The sequence below is a fragment of the Bradyrhizobium sp. McL0615 genome, assembly GCF_049993905.1.
In the GTDB taxonomy this organism is placed as follows: domain Bacteria; phylum Pseudomonadota; class Alphaproteobacteria; order Rhizobiales; family Xanthobacteraceae; genus Bradyrhizobium.
Map to the genome: position 1 here is coordinate 12,676 of NZ_CP188254.1, position 12,855 is coordinate 25,530.

Consider the following 12,855-nt stretch of genomic DNA (forward strand, 5'->3'; position numbering starts at 1 on the left):
TCAGTTAAACAGACCAGCCCGGCGGGACTGAAACGGCGGCGATACCCCGCGACAATGCTGGCCTTATCGTATGGCTCTATCAGACAAAATCGGACCCGTATCGACCGCACCGACCACCGCTGCGGCCGTCCCCGGCCGTCATCTCGCGATCGAACTCGCCGAGACGCTGAAACTCGCGGTGCCGATCGCACTGACCCAGCTTGGGCAGATCGCGATGATGACGACCGACATTGCCATGATCGGCCGCCTCGGCGCCGAGGCCGTGGCGGCGGCATCGCTGGCGCATACCGTGCTCTTCGTCAGTTTCACTTTCGGCATGGGTCTCGTCTCGGCCGTAGCACCCTTGGCCGCGCAGGCCTACGGCGCCCGTAACCCGCATCTGATCCGACGTTCGCTCCGCGTCGGCCTGTGGGCCGCGCTGTTGATCTCGCTGCCGCTGATGGCACTGCGGTTCTGGGCCGAGCAGGTCCTGCTGATGCTGGGCCAGACCCCCGTGACCGCGCATTTGGCGCAGGAATATCTGGCCGGTCTGGTCTGGACCATCCTGCCTGCGCTGTGGTTTCTCGCGATCCGCGGCTTCATGAGCGCGATCAACCGCCCCGAGCCGATCCTGTGGATCACGCTGGCCGCGATCCCGGCCAATGCGCTGCTGGTCTATCTCTTGCTGTATGGCGCGTTCGGCCTGCCGCAGCTTGGCCTGTTCGGCGCGGGGCTGGCGACCTCCATCGTCAACCTCGGCACGTTCCTGGCAGCCGTGTGGTTTGCCGCGTACCGGCGGCCGTTCCGGAAATATCACGTGTTCGGATATTTCTGGCGCATCGATTGGAAACTGATGTGGCAACTCATTGTCATCGGCGCGCCGATCTCGCTCTCCTTCCTGCTCGAATACGGCCTGTTCGGCGCCGCCGGACTCTTGATGGGCCTGATCAGCACGACCGCGCTGGCGGCGCACCAGATCGCGCTGCAGGTTGCGGCCATCCTGTTCATGGTGCCGTTCGGCATCGGCATGGCCGCCACCGTGCGGGTGGGACACGCCATCGGCCGCGGCGACGCCGGCGCGGTTCGGCGCGCGGGCTATGTCGCCACCTGGCTCGGCATCGTGCTCGCGGCCATCCTGACGCTCGCCGTGATCGTCAGCCGCTTCGGCATCGCGGAAGTGTTTCTGGGCGAGAGCACCGACGCGACGGCCGAACTCTCCGCGACGCTGCTGCTGGTCGGATCGACCTTCTTCATCGCCGACGCCATCCAGACCGTTGCCGCCGGATCGCTGCGCGGCATGAACGACACGCGCGTGCCGCTATTGTTCGCGATCCTCAGCTACTGGCTGATCGGTTTCGCCTGCGCCTGCGGGCTCGCTTTCTGGACACCGTCAGGCGCCGTCGGCGTATGGATCGGGCTGTCGGTCGGAACCGCGGTCTATGCCGTGCTTCTGCTGTTGCGTTTCCGTTCGCTTGCAAGCAAGCTCACATTACAATGACCGTCCGCGAAGTCACACCTGCCGTCGATACCGGTGCGCTGCTGGCCGGCGCGCAGTTTGCCGACGCCTTCCGCGTCGAAATCGGGGATCGCAATCTCGACGCGCGACAGGCCGCAGAGCGCATGATGGCGCGTCAGCCGCGATGGGCCGAGGCGCTGGTGTCGCTGCGCAATTTCCTGATGGCGCCGCTGGGACTGAGAACGTCGGGTGCGAGCCTGGTCCCGCCCGAGGACATGATCGGCATATTTCCAGTCGTCAGCCAAACGCCGGATCGTCTCATCGCCGGCTTCAACGACCACCATCTGGATTTTCGTGTCGTGATCGATGTGACCGGGCCCGGGGATGTCCAGCAGGTCACCGCGACGACGCTGGTCAAGACGCACAACTGGTTCGGCCGGACTTATCTCGCCATCATCATGCCGTTTCATCGGCTGATCGTGCCGGCCCTGTTGCGTCAGGTTGCGGGCCGAGGCACTGGCTAACCGAATTGGCTAGACTTTTGCGCTAGCCGGTTTCTCCGCCGGCTTCTCGCACCACTCGGCATGGCAGCGATCGAGATCGTTCAGGTTCTGCCGCATCTGCTCCAGCGAAAATCCCAGCGCGAAGAACCGCTCCGCGACATCGACGGGCACGCCGCGGATCAGGCCTTCGCTGCGCAACGCGGCGACCTCAGTGGCATAGGCGTGCAATGCCGCATCGACGGGCCGAATGTCCACAGCGCCCTCGCCGTTTCGCAACGATGCGGCCGCCGCGCCCATATAGCCGACGATCGCACCGCTGACATCGGACAGCGGCCGCGCCAGCCGGGCCTGCACGTTGGCCGGCAGCGGCACCACGCTGGCGCGTCCGATCATCACGACATCATGGCGCAAGCGCTGGACGGTGCGCAGCAATGGGCCGGTGTCGGGTCCAGATGACAGGTGTGTCGCACGCTCGCGCTCGGCTTCCAGCCCGATCGCATGGAGGCTCGCCATCGCGGTGCCGATGCCATCCTGGATACGGTGCAGGGCGTCGTTGTCGAGCCCGCGCGTCAGGCCCGCGAGCAGTTCGGCGAATGCGGAAGCCAAAAGCTCCAAAAGCTCCGCGGCATTGATGCGGATCTGGCTGATCGCCCGCGACGGCAGCACCAGGAACGAGACCACCAGCCCGGTGAGCGCGCCGACGGTAACCTCGAACAGCCGGTCGATCGTGGAATCCAGCGGATTGGCGTGGTTCATCGCCGGAACCAGCAACACGATCACGGCCGTCACCGTGGCCGCGCTCAGGCTGGGATTGATGGCGCCGATGAACGCCATCGGCGCAACCGTCAGCACCAATAGCGCCAGCAATCCGCCTTCCCCGGAATGCGGGATCAACATCGCGATAGCGCCGCCATATACCGCGCCCCCGACCGTGCCGAGCATGTAATCCCGGGTCGCCTTCAGGGACCGGCCGACGCTCATCTGGGTGACGATGAGCGAGGTCAGCACCGCCCACAGCGGCAGCATGAGATGCAGCGCTTTTGCGATCGCGTAGGCCGCGACCGCGGCGACCGCGAGCCGGACCGCCAGCGACAGTTGCGTCTTGTGGCCGCGGAGCGAACCAAACATGCGTTTTGTGAAGACCATCATGCGCCGCTTTCCGGAATTTGTAGGCTGCGCCTGTGCTAGACGACGCCAAGCATAGCTGATGCCCGCGACCGGAAGGTGGCTTGAAAGCCAAAATCAGCCCGCCTACCCTGCGCCGCAAAACGAGGAAACACGATGGCCAACGAAACCGCAACGCTCGCAGCCTATGTCGCCGACCTGAAATTTGCGGACATCCCGCCGGAGGTGCTGGAACGCGCTAAGGTGCTGACGCTGGATTTCCTCGGCAGCACGATCCGGGCGCGGCGCGACGCGGAATCCACCGCCTCGCTGCTCGGGATGTTGGAAGCGCTGGCGCTGGACGGCAAGGGCGAATCCACCGTGTTCGGCGATGGCAAGACCTGGACACCGGCGGTCGCCGCCCTGCTCAACGGCGCGCTCGGCCACTCCCTCGATTTCGACGACACCCATGCGGACTCCTCGCTGCATCCGAGCGCGCCCGTGGTGCCGGCGGCGTTTGCGGTCGGCGAAATGGTCGGTGCGTCGGGGCGCGACGTGCTGACCGCGATCGTGGCCGGCTATGAGGTGTGCTGCCGTCTCGGCAACGCGCTCGACCCGACCTCGCATTATGCGCGCGGCTTCCATCCGACTGCGACCGCGGGGACCTATGGCGCCGCGGCGGCCGCGGGTAAATTGTTCGGCCTGTCGAAGGACCAGATCATCTCCGCCTTCGGCGTATCCGGCAGCCAGGCCGCGGGCTCGCTGCAGTTTTTGGTCAACGGCGCCTGGAACAAGCGCTACCAGGTCGGCGCCGCCGCGATGAACGGCGTTATCGCAGCCACGCTGGCGCGCAACGACTTTGTCGGTTCGAGCGAATCGGTCGAGGGCAAGCATGGCCTCCTCGTCGGCTATAGCGACAATGCGCATCCCGACAAGGCTGTCGCAGGCCTCGGCAAGACCTATGAGACGCTGAAGATTGGCGTGAAGCCGTATCCGAGCTGCCGCTATACCCACGCGGCGCTGGACGCGCTGATCGCGATGCGCAGGGAGCACAATCTGACGCCGGACCAGATCAAGCGCGTCGAGATCGGCCTCCATCGTAACGGCATCACGCTGACGGGCGACGCCGCCACCAAGCGCCATCCGACCTCGATCGTCGGCGGCCAATTCTCGATGTTCTTCACCGGCGCGCTGGCGCTCGATCAGGGCAGCTTTGGTTGGGACGATTACGACCGGCTCGGCGATGCCGCGGTGAATGCGCTCGCTGACAAATTCGACGTGGTGCAGGACGACCGCCTCGAGATCGGCCGCACCCATCCCTTCGGCGCGCGCGTTTCCATCACCACCGACGACGGCGTGCATGAGCGGCTCTATGCCGATCCCTCCGGCGAACCGAACTCGTTTCCGGACGCGCAGGCGATGCAGCAGAAGTTTCTCACCCTCGCCCGCCCCGTACTGAACGGCCGCGCCGATCAGCTCGCTGATGCAATTCTTTCCCTGGAGAGATTCGATCGCGTCGAGAAGGCCACGCGGTTGGGACGGCAATAGTCGCTGCGCGTACTGACCAACCTCGCCCCGCTTGCGGGGTCGAGACGAGCGGAGCTCGCTCTTAGAGGTCGGCGCGTAGCGCCGGGTGAGGGGTACAGGTCTATCGATAGAGCTCACGCGCTGAGAGAGCCCCTCACCCCGACCCTCTTCCCGCAAGAGCGGGGCGAGGGAGAAGCGGCACAGCCTCGCATAACGTTCAATTCGCGCCCGCTAACTTCTCCTTGCTCCTCGTCGCAGCAACCACATCGCGGACGAGATCGAACACGCCGTCCGCCTCCGGCGGCCAGTTCGGCGAACGGCCGAGCCGCACGATGACCAGCCGTTCGGACGGCACGATGATCACATATTGCCCGATCGTACCTTTGGCGAAGAACGCGTCGCCTGGCCAGCCGCGTTCGGTGCGGTAGGTCGCACCAAGGCTGTCGCCGAGATTGGTCCAGAATCCCGCACCCTGGCCAACCCAGGCGTTTGGCGTCGGTGAAGCGGAATACTTCGCCCATCCTTCCGGCAGGATGCGTTTGCCGCCGGCGACGCCGTCATTGAGGTAGAGCTGGCCGAAACGCGCCCAGTCACGCGCGCTCGCCAGCATCTGGCTCGACCCTTCCGCATTCCCCGACGCGTCGAACTCGAGCGTCACGTTGCGCATGCCGAGCGGATCGAACAATTCCTGCCACGCGAAACGCATCATTTTGGATGCACTTCCGCCCGCGGCCTGACGGATCACGTGACTGAGGATGACGGTGTTGCCGTCGTGATAGTTCCATGCGGTACCCGGCGCCGACTCCAGCGGCATGCTTTCCGCATAGGCCGCCATATCCGATTCCATGAATTTCATCCGGTTGACCGGCTCCAGCGCGGACGCCAGCGACGCCTGCAGCGAACTGCCGAGCGCTAGGCCTGCGGTGTGACGGATCAGATGATCGAGCGTGATGGCGCGCCTTGGATCATCGGTGCCTTGCCACGCTGCAATCGGCACCGGCTCGTGCAGCTTCAACGCGCCCTTGCGCACGAGAATGCCGGCGAGCGCGGAGATCACCGATTTGGTAGCGGAGAATCCGAGCAGCGGCGTGTCGACGCCGATGCCGTCGGCATAACGCTCGGCAACGACGCGCCCGTCCTTCATGACCACGATGGCCCGCGTATGGCGCAGCGTCGACTTGTCGGGCTCGGCAAAGGCGCGGTCGAGCGCCGCAGCCAGTTGCGGCGTTTGCGGCGCGGCAATGGAGGGACCGGCGATGTCCGGCAGCAGCACGGCCTTCGCATCGGCCGCCGGCACCGAGATGTCGGCGACGGCGCCACCGTGATCGAGATAGCAGCCAAGGCCTTCGCCCCGGTAAACCGCATGGCTCCGGCCGAGGCCGAACAGCGTTACCGTGACGTCCTTGCGCGCGCGGTCGACGCGATAGTCGAGCCCCCAGGAGATCAGCCCGGTGCCGGGCATGGCCGACATGGTCTCGGCGAACACGCGCGCGGGGTCGAGACCGGAGACGAAGGTCTCGGTGCAGACCACGTTGGCGACGAAGCCGGTCGCGACCTTTGGCACGTCACGGGCGCGGGCGGCTGAGAGCGCGAGCGCGCTCAGCGCCGTGGCGCTGGCGAGGATGAGGATAAGATTTCGTCGTTTCACGGGGGCCCTCCGGCATGACGCAAAAGCGCGTGCCGGACATGATGGCGAGCGCATCCATCGCGGCTCGCCGGATTTGGAAATCGCCTTGGCCGAACCTGGAAGCGGTTCGCCGATTCCAAAATAATACAGCAATTACAGTGATGTAAAGATCAGGCCGCAGTCGCCTTGAGCCGGCGATATTCGGTCGGCGTCACGCCCGTGGTGGCCTTGAACGCGCGGTTGAAGGGGCCGAGCGACTGGAAGCCAGCGTCCATCGCGATTGTAATCACGGGGACCTCGGCCTGGCTCGGATCGGCAAGCGCGGCCTTGGCTTCGGCGATCCGGTGCTCATTGAGGAAGACATTGAAGTTGCGATAGCCGAGCCGCTGGTTGATCAGCCGCCGCAGCCGGTATTCGGGGATGGAAAGTTTTGTCGCCAACGTGCCGATGCTGACATTGTCGTGCCGGTAGATCCGCTCACCCGCCATCAACCGCATCAGCGCGCCGACCAGCTTTTGATCCGCCGCGCCTTGCTCCTGCGCTGCGACCGCCTCGCTCGCGACGTTGGCCGCAGGCGCCGCAAACAGTTCGGCGCCATCGACGCGCATCATCGCATAGCTGATCGCGGCAACGATCAAGACCAGCACGGCGCTGTTGATGGCATTCGCGACGTCCGACGCGCCATTGCTGGAGATCGCGATCTGCGAAATCGCGTTCATGCAGCCGTAAAGCGCCGCGGCGCCGACGATGAAGACCCGGACGCGGCGGCGGCCTTCGACGAGGTCGGCCGACCAGGAGGCGATTGTTTGCCCGACCGCGAGCAAAATAAAGCCGAGCGCAAGCACATTGATCGCAATGATGGAAATCCGCGCGCTGCCGCTGGGCGCAATCCACATGCAATTGACGAAGCTGAACGCCGCCACCGCCGCCCAGATCAATGCATGCCACCAGCGCAATTTGAAGGAATCATCGAACAGCGCGCGCGTGAACAGCCAGAGCACCACGACATTGCCGGTCGACAGCGCGATCAGCGGCGCATGCGCGACCGAAACCGGCGTGGTCGCGCCGATTCCGGAGGTCACGGCATGCGTGGCCGAGCCCAGCGCAAGCGCAATCGCCAGCCGCCCGGCGACGACGTTGCGAAAATCGCGCAACAGCGATGCTGACAGCACCAGCAGCAGGGCCACCGTGCCGGCGCGCAAGGCAAGGTCGAGGGCAAAAAGCGACGTCAATTTTGGCTGCTCCACGTCTGGCGGCGCGTCACCCATAATTCAACGGCATGGCTGAGTAACATCGTCTCGCCCTCCGGATATGCGCCGAGCCGCCGCGCTACGGCTTGAGAGGCCGTGTTCTCGCGATCGATGCAGTGGATGATCCTGTCCAATTCGAACGTCGCAAACGACCAGTCGATCGCGGCCCGCGCCGCTTCGACGGCATAGCCCTTGCCACGGAATTCCGTTGCAATACCCCAGCCGACCTCAAACCCCGGCCAGACCGGCGGATAGAAAGGGCCGACGCGTCCGACGAACGTGCCGCTTGCCTTCTCTTCGACCACGAACATGCCGAAGCCGTGCAGCACCCAATGTCCCGCCATGATCGCGGCGTTGCGCCAGCCGGCCATCAGCTCCGTCACAGGCTTGCGGTCCGCGGTAATGAAGCGCGCGCTGAGGGGATCGCCGAGCATCATCGTGTTCGCAGTAACGTCCGAGGCGCGCCATTGCCGGAGGACGAGACGCTCGGTCTCGATCCCCGGCCAGTCCGGCTGCGGCAGCGTGGCACCCTTCTTCAGCGGCGGCATCACTCTTTTGTCATCCTCCCGGGGAGCGTCGCAGGACGCCTCTTATAATGCATGCTAAGCTCGCGGCAAAACTTGGAGTGCAGGAAAATGAGCTGGCAACCTTCCAACGATCCCGTGCTTGGCGATCCCAAGACCTGCGATGCGCTTGATCTCATCATCGTGCCGCGCACCCGCGATCTCGGCGACGGATTTGTGGTGCGCCGCGCGCTGCCGCATGGCAAGCGGCAGATGGTCGGGCCGTTTATCTTCTTCGATCATTTCGGCCCGATGCAGTTCATCGCCGGCAAGGGCATGGACGTGCGCCCGCATCCGCATATCGGGCTGGCTACCGTCACCTATCTGTTCGACGGCTCGATCATGCACCGCGACAGCGAGGGCAACATTCAGGAGATCCAGCCCGGCGCCATGAACCTGATGACGGCGGGGCGCGGTATCGCGCATTCCGAGCGCACGCCGGACGTGCAGCGCCGCGACGGCCAGAAGATGCTGGGCCTGCAGAGCTGGATCGCGCTGCCGGCCGGCTCGGAGGAAATCGCGCCGTCGTTCCAGCATTACGCCGCCGAGCAGCTTCCGACCGTAAAAGAGAGCGGCTTCACCGCGCGTATCATCGCAGGAAGCGGCTTCGGCGTGAAATCGCCGGTCAGCATGGTGTCTCCGTGGTTCTATACCGAGGTGACGGCGCAGGCCGGGACCAGCGTCCCGCTCGATCCGGACCATGAGGAGCGCGCGATCTATCTGGTCGACGGCGAGGTTGATATCGCGAACGAGCGCTATGAGGGGCCGCGCCTGCTGATCTTCCGGCCGGGCGACCGCATCACCGTGAAGGCCGTGAAGCCGACACGGATGATGTTTCTGGGCGGCGACGCGCTGGAGGGGCCGCGGCATATCTGGTGGAATTTCGTCTCCTCCAGCAAGGAGCGGATCGAGCAGGCCAAACAGGACTGGAAAACCGGGCGTTTTGCCGCGGTTCCGCAGGAACACGAGTTCATTCCGCTGCCGGAGTGAGCTATTGCTCCGGTTTCCAATTTGCGCCTTCGCACCTCGGCGAGGACGCCCGCTCGAAAGCCTGACCTGATGAACGCGATGCTCGCCAGCGATCTGCCCCTGCCCCGGATCGGCCGCGGCAAGGTGCGCGATATCTATGCCGTCGGCGACGACCGCCTACTGCTGCTGACCACCGACCGCATCAGCGCGTTCGACGTCGTGATGGCCGAGACCATTCCGATGAAGGGCGCAGTGCTGACGCAGATCAGCGCCTGGTGGTTCCGCCAGCTTGAAGGCGTGGTGCCGCATCACATGATCAGCGCCGACGCCGACGAGATCATCCGTCAGGTGCCCGAGCTGAAAAGCCACCGCGCCGATATTCTCGGGCGCGCGATGCTGTGCCGGCGTACCACCGTCTTTCCGGTCGAGTGCGTGATCCGCGGCTACATCTCAGGCTCGGCCTGGAAGGAATATGCCGTATCCGGCACGCTCGCCGGCGAGCAGCTCAAGGACGGTCTCGCCGAAAGCGAGAAGCTCGACGCGCCGATCTTCAGCCCGGCCACCAAGGCCGAGACCGGTCATGATGAAAACATCACGGTCGCGCGGGTGCGCGAGATCTTGGGTAACGACGTCGCCGAAAAACTCGAGAGCATGGCGCGCACGGTCTATAATTTCGGCGAACGGATCGCCCGTCACCAGGGCATCATCATCGCCGACACCAAGTTCGAGTTCGGACGCGCGATGGACGGCCGCATCATCCTGATCGACGAGGTGATGACGCCGGACAGTTCACGGTTCTGGGCCGCCGACGTCTACAAGCCCGGCCGGCCGCAGCCCTCCTTCGACAAGCAGCCGCTGCGCGACTATCTCGACGCCGAGCGCCGCGCCGGCCGCTGGAACGGCGACGCCCCGCCTCCACTGCTGCCCGACAGCGTGGTGGACACGACGAGCAAGCGGTATCTCGAGGCATATCGGCGCGTAACGGGAACGGAGCTCAATATCTAGCTCCCGTCATTGCATGCGACAAACGTGAAGCGTTTGCGCACGGAAGCGACGGCTCCCTCCACGTCATTGCGAGCAAAGCGAAGCAATCCATGGCTCAACGCTGGGATAGATGGATTGCTTCGTCGCTTCGCTCCTCGCAATGACGCGCGGATACAGGATTGCCCATTGGGCCCCTCGGGTGCGAAACTCCCTCCATAAAGAATGCGAGGGAGCGCACCATGTCCGAAGCCCATTCCGTGCTTGTCGAACGCGATGGTCCCGTCACCATCGTTTCCATCAACCGCCCGCATTGCCGCAACGCCGTCGACGGCGCGACCGCGCGAAAGCTGTATGATGCCTTCCTTGCCTTCGATGCCGATGAAGCAGCCTCGGTCGCCGTGTTCACCGGCACCGGCGGCTATTTTTGCGCGGGCGCCGACCTCAAGGCGGTGGCGGCGGGCGATCCCAACAAGAAGCGCGAACTCGGCGGCCATGACTCGATCGCACCGATGGGGCCGAGCCGGCTGCGGCTGTCAAAGCCTGTGATTGCCGCAGTGGAAGGTTTTGCGGTGGCCGGCGGGATGGAGCTGGCGCTGTGGGCGGATATGCGCGTGGTCGCCGACGACGCGACTTTTGGCGTCTTCTGCCGCCGTTTCGGCGTGCCTTTGATCGATCTCGGCACCATCCGCCTGCCGCGGCTGATCGGGCATTCGCAGGCAATCGACCTGATCCTCACCGGCCGCCCGGTCGGCGCGCACGAGGCGCTGCGCATGGGGCTCGCCAACCGCGTCGTCGGCCGCGGCGAGGCGTTCGCGCAGGCGATTGCACTGGCGCGGGAGATCGCGCGCTTCCCGCAGAAATGCATGCGTGCCGACCGGCTGTCGGCGCTGCGGCAATGGGATCTTTCCGAGGAAGAAGCGATCGCCAATGAAATGCGCGGCGGGATCGAGGTCATCTCCTCGGGCGAAACGCTGTCAGGCGCGACGCGCTTCGCCTCCGGCGTCGGACGTCACGGCGCGTTTGCCGGTGACGCAAGCGACTGACACGAACGGTCGTCCCTGCGAACGCAGGGACCCATAACCACCGATGCCTATTGCCGCGAATGCTGTGGCTCCAGCTTCTTTCAAAACTAAAGCCTGTGGTTATGGGTCCCCGCGTTCGCGGGGACGACAACGGAGTTTGAAGGCTACACCCCGGCCATCATCACGTATTTGATCTCGACATATTCTTCCATGCCGTGATGCGAGCCTTCGCGGCCGAGACCTGACTCCTTCACGCCGCCGAACGGCGCGACTTCCGTCGTGATCAATCCGGTGTTGACGCCGACCATGCCTGATTCCAGCGCTTCGGCGACGCGCCAGACGCGGCCGAGATCGCGGGAATAGAAGTAGGAGGCGAGTCCGAACGGCGAGTTGTTGCACATCGCGATCACCTCGGCCTCGTCCTTGAAGCGGAACACCGGCGCGAGCGGACCAAAGGTTTCCTCGTGCGCGACCAGCGCGTCCGGCTTCACATTCGAAAGTACCGTCGGCTCGAAGAAGCTGCCGCCGAGCGCGTGGCGCTTGCCGCCTGTGACGATCTTGGCGCCGCCCTTCACCGCGTCCGCGATGTGCTTCTCGACCTTGTCGATCGCTTCCATGTTGATCAGCGGGCCCTGCACCACACCCGCTTCGGTGCCGTCGCCAACCTTCATCGCCGCGACCTTCTTTGAAAGCTTTTCAACGAACTGATCGTAGATCTTGTCCTGGGCGTAGAGGCGGTTGGCGCAGACGCAGGTCTGGCCCATGTTGCGATACTTGGAAACCATCGCGCCCTCGACCGCGGCGTCGATATCGGCGTCGTCGAACACCACGAACGGCGCGTTGCCGCCGAGCTCGAGGCCGAGCTTCTTCACGCCGACGGCGGCCTGCTGATAGAGGATTTTTCCAACTTCGGTCGAGCCGGTGAAGCCGACGAAGCGCACGGCGGGGTGTTCGCACAGCACCTTGCCGATCGCCGATGAATTGCCGGTGAGAATATTGAACACGCCCTTCGGCACGCCGGCCTTTTCAGCGAGCGCGACCAGCGCCAGCGCGGTCAGCGGCGTTTCATTGGCCGGCTTGAGGACCACCGTGCAGCCGGCGGCGAGCGCCGGCGAGACCTTTCTAGTGATCATCGAGCACGGGAAATTCCACGGCGTGATAGCGCCGCAAACGCCGATCGGCTGCTTGATCGCAAGCAGCCTCGCATCCGGCCGCTGCGTCGGAATGGTTTCGCCATAGACGCGGCGGGCTTCCTCCGCAAAGAACTCGACATAGGCGCCGCCGATATCGACTTCACCGAGCGCTTCGGCCAGCGGCTTGCCCTGCTCGGACGTCAGGATCAACGCGAGGTCCTCGCGGTTGGCGATGATCAGGTCGAACCACTTTCGCAGAATATTGGAACGCTGTTTTGCCGTGAGCTTGGCCCAGGCCGGGAACGCGCGTTCGGCGGCCTCGACCGCTTGCGTTGCTTCCGCGGTGCTGAACGCCGGCACCTTCGCCAGTTCCACGCCATTGACCGGGTTGGTAACGGGACGCGACGGCGTGCCGACCCAGGCGCCGTCGATGTAGCAGCGGTCGCGCAGCAGCGAGGGGTCTTTCAGGCGATCGTGCAGCGAGGGGGTGGAAGCTGAAGCGCGAGCGGCAACGGGCGGGTTCATGGCGTACTCCTCGGATTTTCTTGGGATATTGATCCGAGTATAGGCCCGTCTCGTCGGCAATGCACCGCCCGCTGAGGCAACCCTGCGTCAACCAATGTTGAGGGCAGTAGTCATTCCGGGATGGTCCGAAGGACCAGACCTCAGGTGTGCAATTGCACACCGGGGAATCTCGAGATTCTCAGGGGCGCAAGGGCGCCCCATAGTTCGATGCTG

At 64.7% G+C, this 12,855-nt stretch carries 11 protein-coding genes; 6 read left to right on the plus strand and 5 right to left on the minus strand.

Annotated features, from left to right (window positions below; translation table 11 throughout):
- The first annotated feature begins 70 nt into the window (after positions 1 to 70).
- The gene (locus ACPPVP_RS00045; RefSeq protein WP_426530113.1) at positions 71 to 1,477 is read left to right on the plus strand and encodes an MATE family efflux transporter; all 1,407 of its coding nucleotides are present in this window, start codon (positions 71 to 73) and stop codon (positions 1,475 to 1,477) included.
- Positions 1,474 to 1,959 (plus strand): DUF2867 domain-containing protein, encoded by a 486-nt coding sequence (locus ACPPVP_RS00050; RefSeq protein WP_426530115.1) that lies wholly within the window; start codon positions 1,474 to 1,476, stop codon positions 1,957 to 1,959. Before ACPPVP_RS00045 ends, ACPPVP_RS00050 begins: the two co-directional genes overlap by 4 nt.
- Positions 1,960 to 1,968: 9 nt before the next feature.
- Here the strand turns inward: ACPPVP_RS00050 and ACPPVP_RS00055 are convergent, their stop codons facing one another.
- Positions 1,969 to 3,084: an FUSC family protein gene (locus ACPPVP_RS00055; RefSeq protein WP_426538358.1), complete on the minus strand. Its 1,116-nt coding sequence runs from the start codon at positions 3,082 to 3,084 to the stop codon at positions 1,969 to 1,971.
- Between the two features lie 135 nt (positions 3,085 to 3,219).
- Here ACPPVP_RS00055 and ACPPVP_RS00060 point away from each other — a divergent pair, with 135 nt between their 5' ends.
- On the plus strand, positions 3,220 to 4,590 hold the full coding sequence (locus tag ACPPVP_RS00060) for an MmgE/PrpD family protein (protein ID WP_426530117.1): 1,371 nt from the start codon (positions 3,220 to 3,222) through the stop codon (positions 4,588 to 4,590).
- Between the two features lie 196 nt (positions 4,591 to 4,786).
- Here the strand turns inward: ACPPVP_RS00060 and ACPPVP_RS00065 are convergent, their stop codons facing one another.
- From ACPPVP_RS00065 to ACPPVP_RS00075, 3 genes are all read right to left on the minus strand, one after another.
- Positions 4,787 to 6,217 carry a serine hydrolase domain-containing protein gene (locus tag ACPPVP_RS00065; RefSeq protein ID WP_426530119.1) on the minus strand — a complete coding sequence of 477 codons (1,431 nt, stop codon included), beginning with the start codon at positions 6,215 to 6,217 and terminating at the stop codon, positions 4,787 to 4,789.
- A 149-nt stretch (positions 6,218 to 6,366) separates the two neighbouring features.
- Complete coding sequence (locus ACPPVP_RS00070) at positions 6,367 to 7,428, minus strand: helix-turn-helix domain-containing protein (protein WP_426530121.1); 1,062 nt, start codon at positions 7,426 to 7,428, stop codon at positions 6,367 to 6,369.
- Positions 7,425 to 7,994, minus strand: coding sequence for a GNAT family N-acetyltransferase (locus ACPPVP_RS00075; RefSeq protein ID WP_426538360.1), 570 nt, complete (start codon positions 7,992 to 7,994; stop codon positions 7,425 to 7,427). The genes ACPPVP_RS00070 and ACPPVP_RS00075 overlap by 4 nt, the downstream gene beginning before the upstream one ends.
- 87 nt (positions 7,995 to 8,081) lie before the next feature.
- Between ACPPVP_RS00075 and ACPPVP_RS00080 the strand changes: the two genes are divergently transcribed.
- The 3 genes from ACPPVP_RS00080 (at position 8,082) to ACPPVP_RS00090 (ending at position 11,005) form a co-directional block, all read left to right on the plus strand.
- On the plus strand, positions 8,082 to 8,999 hold the full coding sequence (locus ACPPVP_RS00080; protein WP_426530123.1) for a pirin family protein: 918 nt from the start codon (positions 8,082 to 8,084) through the stop codon (positions 8,997 to 8,999).
- A gap of 69 nt (positions 9,000 to 9,068) precedes the next feature.
- Entirely contained in the window at positions 9,069 to 9,983 is a 915-nt protein-coding gene (locus tag ACPPVP_RS00085) for a phosphoribosylaminoimidazolesuccinocarboxamide synthase (RefSeq protein WP_426530125.1), read from the plus strand.
- Between the two features lie 218 nt (positions 9,984 to 10,201).
- A complete protein-coding gene (locus ACPPVP_RS00090) occupies positions 10,202 to 11,005 on the plus strand; it encodes a crotonase/enoyl-CoA hydratase family protein (protein WP_426530127.1) in 804 nt (267 codons plus the stop codon).
- Between the two features lie 143 nt (positions 11,006 to 11,148).
- Here ACPPVP_RS00090 and ACPPVP_RS00095 read toward each other — a convergent pair whose 3' ends face one another.
- Positions 11,149 to 12,642 (minus strand): NAD-dependent succinate-semialdehyde dehydrogenase, encoded by a 1,494-nt coding sequence (locus tag ACPPVP_RS00095; protein WP_426530129.1) that lies wholly within the window; start codon positions 12,640 to 12,642, stop codon positions 11,149 to 11,151.
- Between the last annotated feature and the right edge of the window lie 213 nt (positions 12,643 to 12,855).